The following is a 20,151-nucleotide window of genomic DNA, read 5'->3' on the forward strand; positions in this document are numbered from 1 at the left end:
TTGTCGCCGCGCAGGCGAGTCGTTCCTAAGAAAACCTTTGCTTTTCTTGATGTTCGAAACGCTTCGCGCCGGGCCGTCTTTCTAGAATCGGGCAGGTGAATACCGCGCGGGATCGATGTCTCCCGCTGCTGTACCCAGCAACAGCGCGGTGGCGAGCTTGGCGGCGGCGGGCGCGGTCTGGATGCCGAAGCCCCCCTGCCCCGCGCACCAGAAAAAGCCCGGCGTCACCGGATCGAAGCCATAGACCGGCAGGCGATCAGGCGCGAAGCTGCGCAGGCCGGCCCATTTGTGCTCCAGCTTGTCGACGCGCCAATCAACGACATGCTCAAAGCGATCGATCGCCAGTGCCACGTCGAGTTCCTCGGGCGCCGCGTCGCAGGGATCGCTGGGAGTTTCGTCGTGGGGGCTCAGCCAGATCCGGCTGCCGGCCTCGGGCTTGAAATAGAAGTCCCCGCCGATGTGCGTGACATGCGGGCACCCCGCCGGTGGGGCGGGATCGGTGGCGAGCTGGAGTACGGTGCGACGAAAAGGTTGGATGCCCAAGGGACGCGCACCCGCCGCCTCTGCCACCGAATCGGCCCAGGCGCCCGCCGCGTCCACCAGCACGTCGGCCGTGAACGTCCCCGCCCGAGTGCGCAGCTGCCAAGCGTCGTCGCGGCGCGCCGATTCCAGCCCTGCCGAGACGAGCAACGCTACCCCACCCTGCCGCGCGGCGGCGAGGTAGTGGGCATGGAGCGCGCCCACATCGATATAGGCGCAGCTCGGCTCCAGCACGCCTAGCGTCCACTCGCCCCGCAGCCCTGGCAGATGGTCGCGGGGATCCACCGCGCGGAGTTCGACGCCAGTGCGGGCGAACTCGGCGAGCAACCCCTCCACCGCAGCCGCTTCCTCGCGTCGGCCGATATGCAGCGCCCCCAGCGGATCGAGAAAGCCGCCGTCCCGCAGGAACGCGCCCGAGGCCGTAGTGAGCGGCTGGACGCCCGGCCCACCATAGGTTTCCGACCAGAAGGCGGCCGAGCGGCCCGTGGCATGATAGCCCGGCCGCTCCTCGCCCTCCAGCAGCAGCACGCGCGCATGCGGCGCCAGTTCGGCGGCGAGGCTGGCGCCCGCGATGCCCGCCCCGACGATCGCCACGTCGTAGCGAGTCGCATGCGGACTCACGCGCGCGGCGCCCGCTCGTCGAGGAAGGCGTCGATTTCCCCCAGCGCCCGGTCGCGCACCGCGTCGACTTCGCGCAGGATCTCGTGCGCGCTTTCCGGGCCGAAGGTGACGAGCCGGCAATCGCGCAGATGCGACGCGAGACGAAGCGCAGCGCGCGGATCGATCAGCGGGTCGTACGTCGCCACCAGCATCAGCACCGGGGTGGCGATGTTGCCCAGCCGTGGGTCGGTCGCCAGCTCGCGCATCGACTTGAATCCCTCGATGACCCAACGCCAGCTCGGCGGGCCGGTGCGCAGATCCGGCTGATGAGTCTGCCACCAGATCTCGTCCGCATAGCGTTCGGAGTCGTGCGTGAGCAGCGTGTTGCGGGGCGTGGTCGTGTAGGGCTTTTCATTGCCCTTCCACGCCGGACGCGCGGTGTCGCCAAGCGCGCCCATCATTCGCGCCGCGCGCTCGGCAAAGGGCCCGAAGATGCCGGGACGGAAGCCTAGCATCGGCGCGACGAGCACGGCGGCATCGGGCGCGATCCCGCCTTCAGCGAGTGCGCGCAGTACCAGGTGCCCGCCCATCGAATGCCCCATCACCACGTGCGGGCCGGGCGTGGACGCGACCCAATCGGCATGGAACGTGCGGAGGTCGGCGACATAGCGGCCATAGTCGTCGATGTGACCGCAGCCGCCGGCATCGGTGCAGCGGCCCGAACCGCCCTGCCCGCGCCAGTCGAACGACGTGACGTGCCAGCCCCGCGCCTGCCAATGCGCCAGCGACTCGAGATATTTCTCGACCATGTCGCCGCGACCGCCCTGGAACAGGATCGAACCGCGCGGGGCGGGCCCGGTGGCGGGCCAGTCCATCACCCGCATTTCCCACCCGTCGGGCGCGGCCCAGCGGCGGACCTGCGCCCCGGACGGCAAGGCGCGGCGGTCTATCAGGGAAGTTGCCATGGGGGGTGGTTACGTTTTGATAAGCCGTCCCGTCTAGGGATTAACCGTTATGGGGGACGTGTTCGCTCTGATTCTGATCGGCGCACTGGCGCTGCTCCTGGTTTCCGCGGGGATCCAGGATGCGCGGACCCGTGAGATCGCCAATTGGAAGAACGCGGCGATCGCGTGCCTGGCGCCCGCCTGGTGGTGGGTGAACGGCATGGGCGTCTGGCCGGACATGGCGCTCCAGCTCGGCGTCGCGCTCTTGGTCTTTGCCTTCTTCTTCGGCGCCTTCTGCATCGGCCAGATGGGTGGCGGCGACGTGAAGCTGATCGCCGCGCTGGCGCTGTGGCTGCCGCTGCAGCCGCTGGTGTGGATGCTGGTAGTGATGTCGCTGCTGGGCGGCGCGCTGACGCTGATCTTTGTCGTGGAACGCTGGATCCGGCGCACGCGCGAGGCGCCGGTGGAGATCCCGTACGGGGTGGCGATCGCGATCGCCGGGCTGCTCACCTTTAACGAACCGATCTTTAACCAATTTCTGTGATGTTTAACGCCGGCGCAACCAGTGGGTCGCGTTCTTGAAAAGGCTCGAAGCGAATGGATGCACGCAAGCTCTTACTGCTGGCAGGCGCATTGGTGGTGGCGGTCGTCACTGCATTGATGGCGCGTAGCTTGATGGTAGGCACCCCTGCCCCCCAGGCAGCGGCGGCATCGAATGCGGCGCCCGCCAACACCACCGAAGTGATGGTCGCGACTCGCGCCTTGCCGGTCGGGACGATCCTGGACGCGGAGGCGGTGAAGTTCGTCGCCTGGCCCAAGGAGCTGGTCGAAGGCGCCTATTTCGTGAAGGGCGAAAGCGAGCCCGGCAAGCTGCAGGGCACCGTCGTTCGCTATGCGATCCCGGCAGGACAGCCGATCACGCAGGGCGCGCTGGTGAAGCCGGGCGACCGCGGGTTCCTGGCAGCGGCGCTTGGTGCGGGCATGCGTGCCGTCACGGTGCCGGTGTCGGCGCAGACCTCGGTCGCGGGCTTCGTGTTTCCCGGTGACCGAGTCGACCTGGTGCTGACTCAATCGGTGTCGGGTGGTGGCGATGGCCCGCCGCTCAAGGCGTCCGAGACGATCCTGCGCAACCTGCGCGTGCTCGCCACCGATCAGCGCACCGACAAGCAGACTGATGAAAAAGGCAATACGGTGGTCAACACCTTCTCCACGGTGACGCTGGAGACCACGCCCAAGATCGCCGAGAAGATCGCAGTCGCGCAGACGGTCGGCGACCTGTCGCTGTCGCTGCGCTCGATCGCCGACAATCAGACCGAACTGGAGCAGGCGATCGCCAGCGGCGAAGTCGAAGTGCCCGCCGATGGCGATCCGAAGAAGGAAAAGGAAATGCTCGCGCGGCTCGCCGCCCGGCCGATCGAAGGCGGCGCGACCTTCGCGACTGGCGCCGACGTGTCGCGCTTCCAGCGCAGCACGGTGCCCGGCAAGTCGTCGAGCGACAATGGCAATGGCGGCAACAGCGCGCCAGCTCCGCAGGCGGCGCCCGCAGGCCCGTTCCCGGGTGCGGCGGCACCCGTTCGCCGGGGACCGGTGGTCGTCGTGGTGCGCGGCAATACCGAGAGCGAAGTTCAAGTCGGGGGTACCAAGTGATGCGAGCCACGAATCCGCTGGCGCGGGCGCTTGCCGCCACGGCCATGACCGCCCTGCTGGCGAGCGCGCCGGCAGAAGTGATGGCGCAGAGCCGCCAGCGCGCGCGGGTCGGCCAGATGCCGTCGGGATCGCAACGGCCCACTTCCGAGGTGCTGCTGTCGATCGGCGAGGGCGAGATGGTCTCTCTGCCCCAGAACGTCGCCAATGTCTGGGTGTCCAACCCCGTTGTCGCCGACGTCTATGTGACCAATCCGCGCCAGATCAACCTGTTCGGCAAGGTGGCCGGCGAGGCGACGATCTTCGCCACCAGCGCGAGCGGTGCGGTGGTCTATTCCACCAATGTGCGAGTGAACCAGAACATCACCTCGCTCGACCGCATGCTCAAGATCGCGATGCCCGACGCATCGATCCGCGTAACCACTGCGGGCCAGCTCGCGGTGCTGACCGGCACCGTCGCATCGCCCGATGACTCGCAGCAGGCCGAACGGCTGGTGACTGCGGCGCTCAATCCGGGCGTGAACACCAGCGACGCCAGCGCGTCGCTGAAGATGGCGGTGATCAACCGGCTGAAGACCGCGACGCCGCTGCAGGTGAACCTGCAGGTGCGCTTCGCCGAGGTGAGCCGCAGCTTCGTCAAGAACGTCGGCGTGAACATCGCCACCAGGGACTCCACCAGCGGCTTCAAGTTCGGTCTTGCCCAAGGCCGCAGCCCGGGTGCCTTCACGGCCACCGACCTCGCCAAGTTCCCGAAGGCCACGATTCCCCTGCCCGGCGGAGGCTATATCGAGGGCGCTTACGATCCCTCCACCGGCCAGTTCATCAATCCGAACAGCACCACCGTTACCAACACCGCCCAGGGATCGGAGTTCGGCACCCTCGGGCTCGCCGGAAAGCTGTTGGGATTGGACGTGCTTGCGGCGCTGGATCTCGGCGAGACAATCGGACAGGTGACGACGCTTGCCACGCCGAATCTTACGGCACTGTCAGGCGAGACCGCCAATTTCCTGGCCGGTGGCGAGATCCCGATCCCGATCGTTCAGTCGCTCGGCACGGTGTCGATCGAATATAAGCAATATGGCGTCAGCCTGGCGTTCACGCCGACGGTGCTCGCCGATGGACGCATCTCGCTGCGGGTTCGTCCCGAAGTGTCGCAATTGTCGGCATCCGGCGCGGTCGCGTTCAACGGCATCTCTGTCCCCGCGCTCACCACACGGCGCAGCGAGACGACGGTGGAGATCGGTTCGGGCGAGAGCATGGTGATCGGCGGCTTGTTGCAGAACATCCACAACAACAGCTTCACCAAGACACCGGGCGCCGCAGACATCCCGATCCTGGGCGCGCTGTTCCGCTCCAACGCCTTTCAGCGCAACGAGACCGAGCTGGTGATCGTCATCACCCCGTATCTGGTGAAGCCGGTCAACGCGAACCAGATCGTGCTGCCGACCGACGGTTATCAGGCGCCGAACGACTTGCAGCGGCTGATCGGGGGTCAGTTGAGCGGCATTGGCGGCGGCGACCGGCCCAAGCCGAGCATGGCGCCCGACAGCGCGATGCCGACGATCGGCGCGATGGCGCCTGCGCCGGTCTCGCCGACGTTCCAGGCACCCGCGCGCCCCGCCCCGCAGTTCGTGAAGCCCGCCGCGGCTCCGGCTCCGTCCAACAAGAAGAAGGGCGGCTCCCCGGCCCCCGGCTTCGGCTTCTGATCGCCCGAGAGGACACGAAATCATGTCGCGCTTCACTCCCCTCCTCCTCGCGCCCGTGCTGATGCTCGGTGCGTGCGGAACCTATAATGGCGGCGTGGACTCGGTGTACCAACCGGTGGTCCAGCGGAACTTCTATGTGCTCGACCTGCAGACCGCGGGCTATGGCCTGGCCCCGGGCGAAGGCCAGCGGCTGGCCGGCTGGTTGGGCTCGATGGGCCTGCGCTATGGCGACCAGGTCGCGGTGGACGATGGCGGCGCGGGCGAAGGCGGCCGCGAGGAGATCGCCGCGGAAGCGGGACGCTATGGGCTGCTGCTCAACGAGAACGCACCGGTGACGGTCGGCCAGGTCGCGCCGGGCACCGTGCGGGTGGTGGTGACGCGGATGCTGGCGAGCGTACCGGGCTGTCCGGACTTCTCGCGCCAGTACCAGCCCGATTTCTCGGCGAGCACGACGTCGAACTATGGCTGCGCCACCAACAGCAACCTGGCGGCGATGGTCGCCGACCCGGGTGATCTGGTGCGCGGCGCCCCGGGATCGCCGACGACCGATCCACGAACCTCGGGCAAGGCAATTAACGCGCTGCGCGCAGCGGCCCCTTCGGGTGCCGGCGGCACCGCGGTCAAGGCCGAGTCGGCAGGAGGCAACAAGTGAACGCGCCCTTCAACCCCTCGCGCACCGCGCACCGCGACCCCTTCGTCGCCTTTGTCTGCGACGAATCCACAGCGGAAGCACTGCGGCCGATCGCCGTCGAACTCGGCTGGTCTCCGGAGAAGGTCAACAAGGGCGGATTGCGCAACGCGGTCCAGACGCTGTCGGTCTCGGCAAGCCCGAACATCCTGTTCGTCGACTTGTCGGAATCGGGCGATCCGCTCAACGACATCAACGCGCTCGCCGAAGTATGCGAGCCGGGCACGGTGGTGATCGCGTCCGGTCAGGTCAACGATGTGCGGCTATACCGCGACCTGCTGGCGAGCGGCATCCACGATTATCTGCTCAAGCCGCTCAACCCCGACGCGTTGCGCGACGTGTTCGCGCAGGCGCAGTCGGCACTGAACGCGCCCAAGCATAACGATCCGGTGACCGAGCGCCCGCATTGCGCGGTCACCGTCATCGGCACGCGCGGGGGCACCGGCGCTTCGTCAATCGCGACGTCACTCGCTTGGCTGTTGAGCGACAAGCATGCGCGCTCCACTGCCCTGCTCGACCTCGATGTGCATTTCGGAACCGGCGCGTTGGCGCTCGATCTGGAGCCGGGCCGCGGCCTCACCGACGCGATCGAGAATCCCAGCCGCATCGACGGGCTGTTCATCGAACGCGCGATGGTACGCGCGTCCGAACGGCTGGCGGTGCTCTCCGCCGAGGCGCCGATCAACTCGCCGGTGATGAGCGACGGTGCCGCTTTCTACCAGTTGCAGGAAGAGATGCGCAGTGCCTTCGAATGCACGGTCATCGACTTGCCGCGCGGCATGCTGGTCAACCACCCGCACCTGATCACCGATGTGCAGGTCGCGGTGCTGGTCACCGACCTGACGCTGGCGGCGGCGCGCGATGCGATCCGCATCCTCAGCTGGTTCAGGTCCAACGCGCCGCAGACCCAGGTCATCCTGGTCGCCAACAAGGTTCAGCCGGCGGCAGTCCTGGAGATCAGCCGCAAGGATTTCGAAAGCTCGATCGAGCGCAAGATCGACGTGCTCGTGCCGTTCGACGCCAAGCTTGCCAGTCAGGCCGCGAAGCTGGGCAAGCCGCTCGCGGAAGCCGGCAAGAACATCAAGGCGATGCAACCGCTCACCGAGCTGGCCGCGCGGATCACTGCGATCAGCGACACCGAGCAGCATGACGACAAGCCCGCGGCCGGCAAGGGTGCCCGTGGGTCGTCGCTGCTCGACAAGCTCAAGACGAGCATGGCGAGCAAGCCGAAGAAGTAACCCGTCAGCGCCGCATCGGGCGCTGACCCAATGTCGATAACGGAGGCGAGCGAAGCGTGGACATGTTGCCGATCTTGATGCTGGGCGGCGCCGTGTTCCTGGTGCTGGCGATGCTGATCCTGGCGTTTTCCGGACCCTCGGCGGCACGTGCCGGATCGCGGCGCCTGACCGGCGTCAGGGACCGGCATGCGGGCGTCGTCGGCGCAACCGCGGTCGAGGCGCAGATCCGCCGCGTTTCCGCGTCGCGTTCCACTGGCATGGATCTGGCGGCGGCGCGGCTGCTGCCCAACCCTGCCCAGCTCAAGAAGCGGCTGGCGATGACGGGAAAGCCCTGGACCGTCGGCCGCTACGGCTTGGTGACGCTGGGCCTGATCGTCGTGCCCGCCGCGCTGCTGATGCTGCAAGGCGCGCCGATCTGGCTGGCCCTGTTCCTGGGGCTTTTCCTGGGGCTGGGCTTGCCGCATTTCGTGGTCGGCTTCTTCATCAAGCGCCGCGTGGGCAAGTTCACCGCCAAGTTTCCCGATGCGATCGAGCTGCTGGTGCGCGGCCTGCGCTCCGGCCTGCCGATCACCGAGACGATGGGCGTGGTCGGTGCCGAAGTGGCGGGGCCCGTTGGCGAGGAGTTCCGCGCGGTTTCCGACAAGATGAAGATCGGCCGGACGCTCGACGCCGCGCTTCAGGATACCGCGGACCGGCTCGGCACGCCCGAGTTCCAGTTCTTCACCATCACCATCGCCATCCAGCGCGAGACCGGCGGCAATCTGGCCGAGACGCTCGCCAATCTGGCCGAGGTGCTGCGCAAGCGCTCGCAGATGAAGCTGAAGATCAAGGCGATGTCGTCGGAATCCAAGGCGTCGGCGCTGATCGTCGGCGCCCTGCCCTTCATCGTCTTCGGCCTCGTGTGGTTCATCAACAACAATTACATGATGAACTTCTTCCAGGATCAGCGGCTGATGGTCGCCGGCGGCGGCGGGCTGCTGTGGATGAGCCTGGGCGCCTTCATCATGGCCAAGATGGTCAATTTCGAGATCTGATGCGATGACCACTCCCAACGGACCGACATTGCTGGGCGTCGACGTGCTATGGGTGGCGACCCTTCTCGCCGCCGTGGCCGCCGGCGCGATGATGTTCGCGATCTACACCGCGCTCAGCGTGCGCGATCCGATGGCCAAGCGCGTCAAGGCGCTGAACGACCGGCGCGAACAGTTGAAGGCGGGCATCACCGCCTCCACCAGCAAGCGCCGCGCGAAGCTGGTCCAGAAGAACGAGACCACCGACCGCATCCGATCGCTCCTGTCCTTCATGAAGGTGCTGCAGGACGAACAGGTCAAGGTTGCGCAGAACAAGCTGCTCCAGGCCGGCATCCGCCGCAAGGAATGGGCGGTCGCGGTGATCTTCGGTCGGCTGGTGCTGCCGATCGTGATCGGCGGCTTCATCGGCTTCCTGGTCTATGGCACCAACACCTTTGCAGACTGGTCGGGCTTCAAGAAGTACATGCTGGTCGCGGGCGCGCTGATCCTGGGCTATAAGGGTCCGGACCTGTATCTGAAGAACGCGATCCAGAAGCGCAGCCATGCGATCCGCAAGGGCTTGCCCGACGCACTCGACTTGCTGGTGATCTGCGCCGAGGCGGGCCTAACCGTCGACGCCGCCTTCGCCCGCGTGTCGCGCGAACTCGGCAAGGCCTATCCCGAACTCGGCGAGGAGTTCTCGCTAACTGCGATCGAGCTCGGCTTCCTGACCGAGCGCCGCCAGGCATTCGAGAACCTGGCCAACCGGATCGATCTGGAGGCTATTCGCGGCGTGGTCACCACCATGATCCAGACCGAGAAATACGGCACGCCGCTTGCCTCCGCGCTGCGCGTGCTCTCGGCCGAGTTCCGCAACGAACGCATGATGCGCGCCGAGGAAAAGGCCGCCCGTCTGCCGGCGATCATGACCGTGCCGCTGATCCTGTTCATCCTGCCGGTGCTGTTCATCGTGATCCTGGGTCCAGCAGCCTGTTCGATCAACGACGCGCTGATCAAGTAACCCGCCATCCACGGATCTGAACCCGAGCGCTGCGCACGCGTTGGCGTTCGGGGCAGGCGGAGGGCCGGCCCCCAACCGACAAGGGAGGTCGTCCATGCAGGACTTGCCGTTTCAAACCCCCACCCAGTGGGCGGCGCTCGCCATCGCGCTCATCGCCGGTATGCTGCTCGGGCTTGCCTTCGCCCCGCGCCACCGCAAGTGGCGCGAGCGCTATCATGACGAGGAACTGGCACACAGCAGCTTCCGCACCCGCGCGGAAACCGAGCTGAAGGAACGCAACACCCGCGTTCGCGCGCTCGAGGACGAAAATCTGCGGCTGCGCGAGACGCTGGACAAGGGCGGTGTGGCGCTGCCCGCCGGCGCCGCGGCAGTGGCGGCGACCGGATCGAGCGGCTGGTTCGGACGCGGCGGCGACGATCTGTCGCGGATCCGCGGCATCGACGAGGTACGCGCCAAGCAGCTCCACAAGCTCGGCTTCAAGAGCTTCGCCGACATCGAGAACATGCGCATCGACCAGGCGCTCACCGCCGAACAGAAGCTGGGCATGGCACCCGGCGCGATCGCCGCCGAGCGTTGGCGCGAGCAAGCCAGCCTGCTGCGCGCCGGCCGGCATGAGGAGCATGCCCGCCATTACGGGTGATCTTCAATCCTCCCCCGGAGGGGGAAGGGGACCAGCAAGCTGGTGGAGGGGTAGTCTCCGCAGGCGATATGGCTTGCGGAGACTACCCCTCCGTCACTCTTGCGCGTGCCATCTCCCCCTCCGGGGGAGGACCTGATTACATCCTGAGCGCCGCCTGCGCCGCGGCGAGCCGGGCGATCGGCACGCGATACGGCGACGCGCTGACATAATCGAGCCCGGTCTTCTCGCAGAACGCAATGCTCGCCGGGTCGCCGCCATGCTCGCCGCAGATGCCCAGCTTGATGTCGGGCCGCGTCGCCCGGCCCCGCTCGGCCGCGATCTCGATCAGCTCGCCCACGCCTTCGACGTCCAGGCTGACGAACGGATCCTTGGCGTAGATGCCTTTTTCGACATAGCTGGTGAGGAAGCGCGCCGCATCGTCGCGGCTGACGCCCAGCGTGGTCTGGGTCAAATCGTTGGTACCGAACGAGAAGAACGCGCCGACTTCGGCGATCTCGCCTGCACGCAGCGCAGCGCGCGGCAGCTCGATCATCGTACCGACCAGATAGTCGATCGTCCGGTCCCGCTCGGCGAACACCGCCTGCGCCGCCTGGTCGACCACGATCTTCATCAGCTCCAGCTCGCGCCGCGTCGCGACCAGCGGGATCATCACTTCGGGAATCGGCGCCTTGCCGGACTTCTCCGCGACATCGATCGCCGCCTCGAAGATCGCGCGTGCCTGCATCTCGTAGATTTCGGGGTAGGTCACCCCCAGCCGGCAGCCGCGATGCCCAAGCATCGGGTTGAACTCGTGCAGCTCCGCCGCGCGGCGCTTGAGCACCTCGACATCCACGGAGGCGGCCTGCGCGACCTCGGCGAACTCGGCCTCCTCGTGGGGCAGGAATTCGTGCAGCGGTGGATCGAGCAGCCGGATCGTGACCGGCAGCCCCGCCATCACTTCGAATATCTCGGCAAAGTCGCTGCGCTGTTCGGGCAGCAGCTTGTCCAGCGCGGCGCGGCGGCCCGCCTCGTCCTCGGCCAGGATCATCTGGCGCACCGCGGTGATGCGGCTGCCTTCGAAGAACATGTGCTCGGTACGGCACAGCCCGATGCCCTCCGCACCGAAATCGCGCGCCACTCGGCAATCGAGCGGCGTCTCGGCGTTGGTACGCACCTTGAGCCGGCGCTTGGCGTCGGCCCATTCCATCAGTGTGCCGAAGTCGCCCGACAGCTCGGGCTGGACCGTCGGCACTTCGCCGAACATCACTTCGCCGGTGGAGCCGTCGATGGTGACCGTGTCGCCCTCGCGAACCTCGCGGCCACCGACCCGCAGCATCTTCTCGCGCGCGTTGATCGCCAGCGTGCCCGCACCCGAGACGCAGGGACGCCCCATGCCGCGCGCGACTACCGCGGCGTGGCTGGTCATCCCGCCGCGCGCGGTGAGGATGCCCTTGGCGGCGTGCATGCCGTGAATGTCTTCCGGGCTGGTCTCGACCCGGATCAGGATAACCGACTCACCGGCGGCCGCGCGCTTCTCGGCGGTGTCGCTGTCGAACACCGCGCGGCCCGACGCCGCACCCGGGCTGGCGGGCAGCCCCTTGGTCAGCACGTCGCGCGGCGCGTCGGGATCCAGCGTCGGGTGGAGCAGCTGGTCCAGCGCCGCCGGATCGACGCGCAGGATCGCCTCCTCCTGAGAGATCAGGCCTTCGCTCGCCATGTCGACTGCGATCTTGAGCGCCGCCTTGGCGGTGCGCTTGCCCGAACGGGTCTGGAGCATCCACAGCTTGGTCCGCTCGACCGTGAACTCGATGTCCTGCATGTCGCGGTAATGAGTCTCGAGCGTGTCGAACACGCCGGCGAGCTGGGCATAGACTTCGGGCATCGCCTCTTCCATCGAGGCCGGCTTGGCCCCTGCCCGCTCGCGCGCAGCCCGAGTCAGATATTGCGGGGTGCGGATGCCTGCGACGACGTCCTCGCCCTGCGCGTTGATCAGGAACTCGCCATAATAGGCATGCTCGCCGGTGGCTGGATCGCGCGTGAAGGCGACTCCGGTGGCAGAGGTTTCGCCCATGTTGCCGAACACCATCGCCTGGACGTTCACCGCCGTGCCCCAATTGGCGGGAATGTCGTTCAGCCGGCGATAGACCTTGGCGCGCTCCGACTGCCACGATCCGAACACCGCGCCGACCGCGCCCCAGAGCTGGTCGTGCACATCCTGCGGGAACGGCTTGCCCCACAGCTCCTCGACGATCCCCTTATACTCCGCGATCAGCCCCTGCCAGTCGGTGGCGGACAGCTGGGTATCCAGGTCGAAACCGCGATCCTCCTTGGCGATCTCCAGCGCTTCCTCGAAGCGGCCGTGATCCAGCCCGAGCACCACGTCGGAATACATCTGGATGAAACGGCGATAGCTGTCCCAGGCGAAGCGATCGTCGCCCGAGGTGGCGGCAAGCCCCTGCACCGTCGCGTCGTTGAGCCCCAGGTTGAGCACCGTGTCCATCATCCCGGGCATCGACACCCGCGCGCCCGAGCGGACCGAGACCAGCAGCGGATCGGCGGCGTCGCCGAAGCGCTTGCCGGTGATCCCCTCGATATGCGCGATGCCATCGGCGACTTCGGCCTTCACGCTCTCGGGAAAGGTCTCGCCTTCCTCGTAATAAAGGGTGCACATTTCGGTCGAGATGGTGAAGCCCGGGGGCACCGGCAGGCCGATCGAGGCCATCTCGGCCAGGTTCGCACCCTTGCCGCCCAGAAGGTTCTTGTCGCCCGCGCCGCCGTCGGAAACCCCACCGCCGAAGCGGTACACATATTGAGTCATCAACATCCCTTCATGCCGAGGCGCGCCGCGCGGGCGATCGTTTCGCTATCGCAGCTGCGAACAGGAAGGAAGCGCTGACCGCGTTGTCAGGTTCCAAGTAGAGGAAGATGACTGCGGTGTCAGAGAAGTCCTTGAACAGAAAGGCCTAATTGTCTGATAATTGCTAGCCGTCGATGCGGGCGAAGTCGGCCACCTTGTGCACCGCGTCACGCATCCGCGCGAGCAGCGCCAGCCGGGCCGCGCGCTTGACCGGATCGGCGTCGTTCACCGTCACCTTGTCGAAGAAGGCGTCGATCGGCGCACGCAGGCTCGCGAGCGCGGCCATCGCCTCGGCAAAGTACTCGCGCTGGATCGCGACGGTAGCGATCGGCTCGGCGGCGTCCAGCGCGGCGATGAGGTCGGCTTCCTCGGGCTCGGGCTGATAAGGATGCGCCCAACTCTCCCTCTCCCCTTCAGGGGAGAGGGTCGGGGAGAGGGGCATATTCTCGATCGAACCGGCAGGAGGAGAGTCCCCCTCTCCCCGACCCTCTCCCCGCGAGCGGAGAGAGGGAGAATACCCCTCCTTCTTCAGGATATTCGCCGCACGCTTGTAGCCGGCGAGCAGGTTGACCCCGTCCTCGGTAGTCACGAACGCCTGAAGCGCGTGGACGCGGGCGAGCAGGCGGACGAGGTCGTCCTCACCGCCGAGCGTGAACACCGCGTCGATCAGGTCGTGGCGAACCCCGGCTTCCTTTTGCTGGACCTTGAGGCGGTCGGCGAAGAAGTCGATCGACGGCGCGGGATGCAGTCCCGACGTGCCGACGCCGGCGTAGAAGGGCGCGTCCGCAGGAACCGGCAACGCCAGCACTTCAACGCCACCCGCCATGAGCCGCTTGGTGTCGCCGCGGACTTCGAGGTACATCGGCTCCGCCGGAACCGGGCGTCCCAGCGTGCGCAGACAGGTCTCCAGGTGCAGGTCGACGGCCTTGGTCAGGCACTTGCCCAATTCGCCACGCAGCCCATTGGCGGTGATCAGGCGAATGACGCCAAGTGCCGCGCGCCGCAGCGCGAAGGGATCCTTCGAGCCGGTCGGAGGCTCGTCGATAAGGAAGAAGCCGCGCAGCGTATCCAGCTTGTCCGCCAAGCTGACCGCCACCGTAACCGGCGCGGTAGGGACATCATCGCCCTGCCCGACCGGCTTGTAATGGTCGCGCACCGCCTCGGCGACCTGCGGGTCCTCGCCCTGCGCGGCGGCATAGTATCCGCCCATCAGGCCCTGGAGCTCGGGGAACTCGCCCACCATGCCGGTGACGAGATCCGCCTTGGCGAGACGCGCAGCGCGTTCCGCGAGATCGGCGAGCCTTTCCTTCTCCGCTCCCCTCCCTGCAAGGGAGGGGTTGGGGGTGGGTGCGCGGCCCGCAGGGTCGCGCCCGGCGGCGGCGGCAGGAGCCTCGCTGCGCGCGGCACCCACCCCTGGCCCCTCCCTTGCAGGGAGGGGAATCACGCCCTCTTCCACCAGCCACCGCGCCAGCTTCGCGACGCGCTCGACCTTGTCGGCCACCGTCCCCAGCTTGTCGTGGAAGACGATCTTTGCGAGCTTGGGAGTCAGATCCTCCAGCCGCGTCTTCAGGTCGGTATCGTAGAAGAACTTCGCGTCGCTCAGCCGCGCAGCGAGCACCTTCTGATTGCCCTCGACGATCCGCGCGCCTTCGTCGCTCGCGTCGATATTGGCAGTGCACACGAACGCGTTGGCCAGCTTGCCCGCCGCGTCGGCACAGACGAAGTATTTCTGGTTCACGCGCGCGGTGAGCTGGATCACCTCGGGCGGCACCTGGAGGAAGCTTTCGTCGAAGCGCCCGAGCAGCGGCACCGGCCATTCGGTCAGGCCGGCATTCTCGAACAGCAGCCCCTCGTCCTCGATCAGGGTGAGCCCCGCCTTGCGCGCCGCCATCTTGGCGCCGAGCGCGATGATGTTGCGGCGTTCTGCGCCGTCGACCACGACGTGGCACATACGCAGTTTCTCGACATAATCGTCGGCGCCGCCGATCGTGATCGTGCCCGGATGGTGGAAGCGGTGACCGACGGTGGCGGCGCCGGAGCGCACGCCGGCGACTTCGAACGCGACCACGTCTTCGCCCAGGATGGCGACGATGCCTTGGAGCGGGCGGACCCAGCGCGGGCTCTCGGTCGACTGCGACGCGGCGCCCCAGCGCATCGACTTGGGCCAGGCGAACGCACGGATCACGGCAGGCACCGCCTCGGCGATCACCTCCGCAGTGGCCCGGCCGGGCTTGTTGATGACGGCGTAATAGACGCCGTCGCGCTCGACGAGCTGGTCCTGGCCAAGGCCGGTCTTACGCAGAAAGCCTTCCAGCGCCTGGGGCGGCGCCGAGCTGCGCGGGCCCTTGATCTCCTCGGACACGGCGGCGGTCTGTTCGGGCAAGCCATGCGCGATCAGCGCGAGACGGCGCGGCGTGGCGTAGGTGACGATGCTCGCCGCCTTCAATCCAGCCTTGTCCAGCTCTGCGGCGAACAGCTTCGCGAGGTCTTCGCGGGCACGCTCCTGCATGCGCGCGGGGATTTCTTCGGAGCGAAGCTCGAGGAGGAAGTCGGTCATGCTGTTTGTTCACGCGAAGGCGCGGAGGCGCCAAGGGAAAGGAATAGGTTGTTCGCGCAGAGGCGCAGAGGACGCAGAGAAAGGCCCAGCTGCCCTGTCTCGCGCCAGCGAGACCCTAAAGCTCGTCCGAACGAAGTTTGAAGCCGCTCCGCAACGACAGAGGATGAACCCCTCTGCGTCCTCTGCGCCTCTGCGCAAACCATCTTAGCGCCCTCGCGGCTTCGCGTGCACCAAATCACGCCACCCACTCCGGATATTTCGCCTGCCAATCGGGCGTGTTCTTCTCGATCCAAACCGCGCAAGCGCCTTTCGCCAGGTCGCGCACCCGGCCCATATAGGCCTGCCGCTCCGCGACCGAGATCACCCCGCGCGCCTGGAGCAGGTTAAAGATGTGGCTCGCCTCGATCGCCTGTTCATAGGCCGGGATCGGCAGCTTGGCCTCCAGGCAGTTCTCGCACTCCGCCGCGGCCTTGCGAAACGCGTCGAACAGCGTGTCGGTGTCCGCCACTTCGAAGTTCCACTTCGACATCTGCTTCTCATTTTCGAGAAACACGTCGCCATAGGTCACCCCGGCATCGTTGAACGCCAGGTCGTACACGCTGTCGACATTCTGGATGTACATCGCCAGCCGCTCGAGCCCGTAGGTCAGCTCGCCCGCGACCGGCTTGCAGTCGAACCCGCCCATCTGCTGGAAATAGGTGAACTGGGTGACTTCCATCCCGTCGCACCACACTTCCCAGCCCAGGCCCCAGGCGCCGAGCGTCGGCGACTCCCAGTCGTCCTCGACGAAGCGGATGTCGTGCTTGGTGAAGTCGATCCCGATCGCCGCCAGCGAGCCCAGGTACAGCTCCTGCAGGTCTGGCGGGCTCGGCTTCAGGATCACCTGATACTGGTAATAATGCTGCAGCCGGTTGGGGTTCTCGCCATAGCGGCCGTCGGTCGGGCGGCGGCAGGGCTGGACGAAGGCGGCGTTCCACGGTTCCGGACCGAGCGCGCGCAGCGTTGTCGCGGTGTGGAAGGTGCCTGCGCCCATGCGCATGTCATAGGGCTGGAGGATCAGGCAGCCGCGCGTGCTCCAATAGTCATGGAGCTTGAGGATCATGGCCTGGAAGCTGAGGGGTTCCGACATGGGGCTGCTTTGGCGTGGCGGGTCCGCGTTGACAAGGCGGCAGTGGCTGCTCTCTAGGTCAGCCCCATGTTCCGCGCCCTCCTCCTCGCGTTCGCGCTGCTGCTGGTCGGCGGCTACGGGTCCAAGCACGCTGCCGACGATGCCGATCCCGCTTTGTGGGTGGTGAAGGACGCCGACACCACCATCTACCTGTTCGGCACGGTGCACATGCTCAAGCCCGGGGTCAGCTGGTTCGACGAGGGTGTCCGGAAGGCGTTCGACGAAAGCGGTGAACTGGTGATGGAGCTGGTGATGCCGCCCGAGGCCGAGATGCAGGCGCTGGTAAGCGAGCTGGGGATGACGCCCGACCCCACCCTGCTCCGGCAGCTGCCGCCAGAGGCAGTCGACAAGCTGCACGCCACGCTGGCGAAACTGGGCTACCCCGCCGAGGCGCTCGACCGCGCCGAGCCGTGGCTGGCAGCGACGATGCTGTCGTCGATGCCGCTGCGCGACCTGGGCTATGACGAGAAGGACGGCGCCGAGCAGGTGCTGAGCGCCGCGGCCAAGGCTGCGGGCAAGCGCGTGGTGGGGCTGGAGACCGCGCGCGAGCAGCTGGGCTATTTCGACGCGCTGCCGCTGCCGGCGCAGCGCGCGCTGCTGTTGGACACGCTCCAGGAGCTGCCGAACACCGGCGCCACCGTCGACAAGATGGTCGCGGCCTGGAGCAAGGGCGATGCCGATGGCCTGGGGAAGATCATGAACGAAGACTTGGCGAAGTCGCCCGAGCTGGCCAAGGCGCTGCTGGAGAACCGCAACCGCAACTGGGCGGGGTGGATCACGCGGCGGATGCAGCAGCCGGGCACCGTGTTCCTGGCTGTCGGCGCGGGCCACCTGGCGGGGGCCCAGAGCGTCCAGGCGACGCTGGCGGCCAAGGGGCTTAAGGCAGAGCGGGTTCACTAAAATCCTCCCCGGCACGGGGAGGGGGACCATGCGCAGCATGGTGGAGGGGGGCTGCCGCAATGTCCTCGCTCGCGGAGAGCCCCCTCCACCACGCACTTCGTGCGCGGTCCCCCTCCCCGTGCCGGGGAGGATTGCGGAAGCTCCCCATTTCCGCTACAGGCCGCCGCTTCCGCGCCAGGGTCATCCCTGGAGGCCTGGCCGGATGCACGAAACAACTTAGCGCATAGGAACGACACAATGAGCGACACGCTTACGCTGTCGGCCGAGACGCGCGACCGGGCAGGCAAGGGAGCCTCCCGGGCGCTTCGTCGTGAAGGCCGCGTCCCCGCCGTGATCTACGGCAATAAGGCGGATCCCGTCAGCATCCACCTGAACGAGCGCGAGCTCCAGAAGCTGCTCAACACCGGGCACTTCTTCAACTCGGTCGTGATGGTCAATGGCGAGCGCACGCTGCCCAAGGACGTGGCATTCGACGTCGTGAGCGACCGTCCGCTCCATGTCGACTTCCTGCGCATCTCCGAGCATGCCACCGTCACCGTTCAGGTGCCGATCGTATTCGTTGACGAAGAAGAGGCCCCCGGCCTGAAGCGCGGCGGCGTGCTCAACATCGTCCGTCACGAGCTGGAGCTGGTGGTCGACGCGGCGAGCATCCCCGACCAGATCGAGATTTCGGTCAAGGGCCTGGAAGTCGGCGACTCGCTGCACATCTCCGCCGTCACCCTGCCCCAGGGTGCGACTTCGGCGATCACCGACCGCGACTACACCATCGCGACCGTGGTTGCCCCGTCGGCGCTCAAGTCGAGCGAAGGCGGCGAAGCCGAGACCGAAGCCGCCGGCGCATAAGCCGAGCGAACTTCACGGTTCAAAAGATCGCCTCCGCGCCTTAGGTGCGGGGGCGATTTTCGTTTGAGGACTATGCGCATGCAGCTCTGGGTCGGCCTGGGCAATCCGGGGCCGCAATATGCGATGCACCGGCACAATGTCGGGTTCATGGCGCTCGACGCGATTGCCGAGGTGCACGGTTTCTCCGCGCCCAAGAAGCAGTTCCAGGGATGGAGCCAGGAAGGGCGGATCGGCCCGGAAAAGATCATCCTGCTCAAGCCCGCGACCTTCATGAACGAAAGCGGCCGGGCAGTGCGCGCGGCGATGGACTTCTACAAGCTCACCCCCGCCGAGGTGACGCTGTTCCACGACGAGCTCGACTTGGTGCCGTTCAAGGTGAAGGTGAAGACCGGCGGCGGCACCGCGGGGCATAACGGCCTGCGCTCGACCGACGCGCATATCGGCCCGGACTTCCGCCGCGTCCGGATCGGCATCGGCCATCCCGGGCACAAGGACCGCGTCACCGGCTATGTGCTCGGCAATTACGCCAAGGCCGAGATCGAGCCGCTCACCGACATGCTCGGCGCGATCGCCGGCGAAGCCGAGTGGCTGGCCAAGGGCGACGATGCCCGCTTCATGAGCGAAGTTTCGCTGCGGCTGCAGGACTGAGCGTAACGAAAAAGGGCCCCGGTCTCCCGGAGCCCCTTTCTCTTGAAGCCTGAACGTTCGGCTTACTTCTTGCCGACGATCTCGCCCACCAGCCGCTGCTGGGCGGCACCGACGGTGCCCGAGCCGGCGAAGGTGATGCCGATTTCCTTGCCCTGCGAACCGAAGAAGCCGCCGGCGATCGTGCCGTCCAGCGGGCTGCCCGAGCGGAAGCTGCCGGTGAACTGGTTGTTGCCGACGCCGATCGCACCTTGCGCGGTGAAGGTGCCGTAAGGCGTGGTCGTCGTGCCGTCGGTGGTGGTCAGGGTCATCGTGACGCTGACAAGCCCGGTCGCGAAGTTGACGCTGACCGTCGCGGTGCCGCCGACCCGCGTGATCGCGGTGGTCGCCCCGGTGACGCTGATGAGACGGCCATTGACCCGCGACGTGTACGCCTGGGTGCCGGTGGTCGGCATGTCGGTGAGCACGGTGGGATAGCCGAACACGGTATAGGCAATGCGCTTGGCGCCCGCCGTCGAATCACCGCGCCACCAATTGGCGTAGCTGAGCTGCGTGAACTGCAGCCCGGTGTCGTTGGTGATCACCGGCGCGCCGCCGGTCGTGGCGGGCGGAATGGTGTTGTTCAGGAACTCGAGCTGCGAGAACTTGCCCAGCGTGGTCGCGTCGTTGATCCGGAACACGAATTCCGGCGCGGTCGGCGCCGGGGCGGTGGTGAGGTTCGCCTTCTTGAAGCGCGACTCTTCGGTGTTCTCGCGGATGACATATTCGGCGGTGTCGATCGCGTTGCTGGTCGCGAGGCGCAGGCGGCTCGACAGCATCTCGGTGCCCGCGACGCCCAGCGTCACGGCGCTGGTCGCCGGATCGCCGGTGTAGCTCGTGGTCGCGTTGATCGTCGAGAACTCGGTCGCGGCGGCAAGCGGGAACGCAGTGTAGGTCGGCGACGCGGTCGGCGTCGGGGTCGGGCTGGTGGTCGGGGTCGGCGTCGGCGATGCGTCGTCATCGTCGTTGCCACCGCTGCAGCCGGCCAGCGCCAGCGTCGCCATCGCGGCGCTCATGATCATGTGACGGCGAATCATTCCGTGCTCCTCTGAACTCAACTGTGCCGACAAGGGCTCGGCGCCCCTGTACCCCAACTGAACGGGGGCCCGTCAAGCGACGAACGGGAACCTTA

17 protein-coding genes are annotated in these 20,151 nt (G+C 67.0%); 11 read left to right on the forward strand and 6 right to left on the reverse strand.

Annotated elements, in window-relative coordinates:
• Positions 1 to 81 precede the first annotated feature (81 nt).
• Both LZ586_RS07085 and LZ586_RS07090 read right to left on the reverse strand, forming a co-directional pair.
• Positions 82 to 1,161, reverse strand: coding sequence for an NAD(P)/FAD-dependent oxidoreductase (locus LZ586_RS07085; RefSeq protein ID WP_235079060.1), 1,080 nt, complete (start codon positions 1,159 to 1,161; stop codon positions 82 to 84).
• Positions 1,158 to 2,105, reverse strand: a complete 948-nt coding sequence (locus tag LZ586_RS07090) for an alpha/beta fold hydrolase (protein ID WP_235079061.1) — start codon at positions 2,103 to 2,105, stop codon at positions 1,158 to 1,160. Before LZ586_RS07090 ends, LZ586_RS07085 begins: the two co-directional genes overlap by 4 nt.
• A gap of 49 nt (positions 2,106 to 2,154) precedes the next feature.
• Between LZ586_RS07090 and LZ586_RS07095 the strand changes: the two genes are divergently transcribed.
• The 8 genes from LZ586_RS07095 to LZ586_RS07130 all read left to right on the forward strand — a co-directional run bounded on the left by LZ586_RS07095 (position 2,155) and on the right by LZ586_RS07130 (position 10,031).
• Positions 2,155 to 2,628 carry a prepilin peptidase gene (locus LZ586_RS07095; RefSeq protein ID WP_235079064.1) on the forward strand — a complete coding sequence of 158 codons (474 nt, stop codon included), beginning with the start codon at positions 2,155 to 2,157 and terminating at the stop codon, positions 2,626 to 2,628.
• Positions 2,629 to 2,681: 53 nt separating this feature from the next.
• Positions 2,682 to 3,731, forward strand: coding sequence for a Flp pilus assembly protein CpaB (cpaB, locus tag LZ586_RS07100; protein WP_235079065.1), 1,050 nt, complete (start codon positions 2,682 to 2,684; stop codon positions 3,729 to 3,731).
• On the forward strand, positions 3,731 to 5,434 hold the full coding sequence (locus tag LZ586_RS07105) for a type II and III secretion system protein family protein (RefSeq protein ID WP_235079750.1): 1,704 nt from the start codon (positions 3,731 to 3,733) through the stop codon (positions 5,432 to 5,434). Before cpaB ends, LZ586_RS07105 begins: the two co-directional genes overlap by 1 nt.
• A 22-nt stretch (positions 5,435 to 5,456) precedes the next feature.
• Entirely contained in the window at positions 5,457 to 6,086 is a 630-nt protein-coding gene (locus tag LZ586_RS07110) for a CpaD family pilus assembly lipoprotein (protein WP_235079069.1), read from the forward strand.
• A complete protein-coding gene (locus LZ586_RS07115; RefSeq protein ID WP_235079071.1) occupies positions 6,083 to 7,360 on the forward strand; it encodes an AAA family ATPase in 1,278 nt (425 codons plus the stop codon). Before LZ586_RS07110 ends, LZ586_RS07115 begins: the two co-directional genes overlap by 4 nt.
• 56 nt (positions 7,361 to 7,416) lie before the next feature.
• Positions 7,417 to 8,394, forward strand: a complete 978-nt coding sequence (locus tag LZ586_RS07120) for a type II secretion system F family protein (protein ID WP_235079073.1) — start codon at positions 7,417 to 7,419, stop codon at positions 8,392 to 8,394.
• Positions 8,395 to 8,398: 4 nt separating this feature from the next.
• The gene (locus tag LZ586_RS07125) at positions 8,399 to 9,391 is read left to right on the forward strand and encodes a type II secretion system F family protein (RefSeq protein ID WP_235079074.1); all 993 of its coding nucleotides are present in this window, start codon (positions 8,399 to 8,401) and stop codon (positions 9,389 to 9,391) included.
• A gap of 94 nt (positions 9,392 to 9,485) precedes the next feature.
• The gene (locus tag LZ586_RS07130; protein WP_235079076.1) at positions 9,486 to 10,031 is read left to right on the forward strand and encodes a hypothetical protein; all 546 of its coding nucleotides are present in this window, start codon (positions 9,486 to 9,488) and stop codon (positions 10,029 to 10,031) included.
• A gap of 136 nt (positions 10,032 to 10,167) precedes the next feature.
• On the opposite strand, the gene ppdK is transcribed toward LZ586_RS07130, so the two are convergent.
• From ppdK to LZ586_RS07145, 3 genes are all read right to left on the reverse strand, one after another.
• A complete protein-coding gene (gene ppdK / locus LZ586_RS07135) occupies positions 10,168 to 12,828 on the reverse strand; it encodes a pyruvate, phosphate dikinase (protein WP_235079077.1) in 2,661 nt (886 codons plus the stop codon).
• Between the two features lie 163 nt (positions 12,829 to 12,991).
• Complete coding sequence (gene glyS / locus LZ586_RS07140; RefSeq protein WP_235079079.1) at positions 12,992 to 15,424, reverse strand: glycine--tRNA ligase subunit beta; 2,433 nt, start codon at positions 15,422 to 15,424, stop codon at positions 12,992 to 12,994.
• A gap of 235 nt (positions 15,425 to 15,659) precedes the next feature.
• Positions 15,660 to 16,553 carry a glycine--tRNA ligase subunit alpha gene (locus tag LZ586_RS07145; RefSeq protein WP_235079081.1) on the reverse strand — a complete coding sequence of 298 codons (894 nt, stop codon included), beginning with the start codon at positions 16,551 to 16,553 and terminating at the stop codon, positions 15,660 to 15,662.
• A gap of 66 nt (positions 16,554 to 16,619) precedes the next feature.
• Between LZ586_RS07145 and LZ586_RS07150 the strand changes: the two genes are divergently transcribed.
• The 3 genes from LZ586_RS07150 to pth all read left to right on the forward strand — a co-directional run bounded on the left by LZ586_RS07150 (position 16,620) and on the right by pth (position 18,983).
• Positions 16,620 to 17,492, forward strand: coding sequence for a TraB/GumN family protein (locus LZ586_RS07150; protein WP_235079082.1), 873 nt, complete (start codon positions 16,620 to 16,622; stop codon positions 17,490 to 17,492).
• 237 nt (positions 17,493 to 17,729) lie between these two features.
• Positions 17,730 to 18,335 (forward strand): 50S ribosomal protein L25/general stress protein Ctc, encoded by a 606-nt coding sequence (locus LZ586_RS07155; RefSeq protein WP_235079084.1) that lies wholly within the window; start codon positions 17,730 to 17,732, stop codon positions 18,333 to 18,335.
• Positions 18,336 to 18,413: 78 nt separating this feature from the next.
• Positions 18,414 to 18,983 (forward strand): aminoacyl-tRNA hydrolase, encoded by a 570-nt coding sequence (gene pth / locus LZ586_RS07160; protein ID WP_235079087.1) that lies wholly within the window; start codon positions 18,414 to 18,416, stop codon positions 18,981 to 18,983.
• Between the two features lie 62 nt (positions 18,984 to 19,045).
• On the opposite strand, the gene LZ586_RS07165 is transcribed toward pth, so the two are convergent.
• Entirely contained in the window at positions 19,046 to 20,056 is a 1,011-nt protein-coding gene (locus LZ586_RS07165; RefSeq protein WP_235079094.1) for a transferrin-binding protein-like solute binding protein, read from the reverse strand.
• Positions 20,057 to 20,151 lie beyond the last annotated feature (95 nt).

The sequence above is a fragment of the Sphingomonas sp. S2-65 genome (assembly GCF_021513175.1).
Lineage (GTDB): Bacteria > Pseudomonadota > Alphaproteobacteria > Sphingomonadales > Sphingomonadaceae > Sphingomonas.

Excerpts from the sequence above, each read along its gene's own strand:
- LZ586_RS07090 (WP_235079061.1), bottom strand. The coding sequence starts at position 2,105 with ATGGCAACTTCCCTGATAGACCGCCGCGCCTTGCCGTCCGGGGCGCAG.
- LZ586_RS07105 (WP_235079750.1), top strand. The coding sequence starts at position 3,731 with ATGCGAGCCACGAATCCGCTGGCGCGGGCGCTTGCCGCCACGGCCATG.
- pth (WP_235079087.1), top strand. The coding sequence starts at position 18,414 with ATGCAGCTCTGGGTCGGCCTGGGCAATCCGGGGCCGCAATATGCGATG.
- LZ586_RS07150 (WP_235079082.1), top strand. The coding sequence starts at position 16,620 with ATGTTCCGCGCCCTCCTCCTCGCGTTCGCGCTGCTGCTGGTCGGCGGC.
- LZ586_RS07165 (WP_235079094.1), bottom strand. The coding sequence starts at position 20,056 with ATGATTCGCCGTCACATGATCATGAGCGCCGCGATGGCGACGCTGGCG.
- cpaB (WP_235079065.1), top strand. The coding sequence starts at position 2,682 with ATGGATGCACGCAAGCTCTTACTGCTGGCAGGCGCATTGGTGGTGGCG.
- glyS (WP_235079079.1), bottom strand. The coding sequence starts at position 15,424 with ATGACCGACTTCCTCCTCGAGCTTCGCTCCGAAGAAATCCCCGCGCGC.
- LZ586_RS07130 (WP_235079076.1), top strand. The coding sequence starts at position 9,486 with ATGCAGGACTTGCCGTTTCAAACCCCCACCCAGTGGGCGGCGCTCGCC.
- LZ586_RS07155 (WP_235079084.1), top strand. The coding sequence starts at position 17,730 with ATGAGCGACACGCTTACGCTGTCGGCCGAGACGCGCGACCGGGCAGGC.
- LZ586_RS07145 (WP_235079081.1), bottom strand. The coding sequence starts at position 16,553 with ATGTCGGAACCCCTCAGCTTCCAGGCCATGATCCTCAAGCTCCATGAC.
- LZ586_RS07110 (WP_235079069.1), top strand. The coding sequence starts at position 5,457 with ATGTCGCGCTTCACTCCCCTCCTCCTCGCGCCCGTGCTGATGCTCGGT.
- LZ586_RS07125 (WP_235079074.1), top strand. The coding sequence starts at position 8,399 with ATGACCACTCCCAACGGACCGACATTGCTGGGCGTCGACGTGCTATGG.
- LZ586_RS07095 (WP_235079064.1), top strand. The coding sequence starts at position 2,155 with ATGGGGGACGTGTTCGCTCTGATTCTGATCGGCGCACTGGCGCTGCTC.
- ppdK (WP_235079077.1), bottom strand. The coding sequence starts at position 12,828 with ATGACTCAATATGTGTACCGCTTCGGCGGTGGGGTTTCCGACGGCGGC.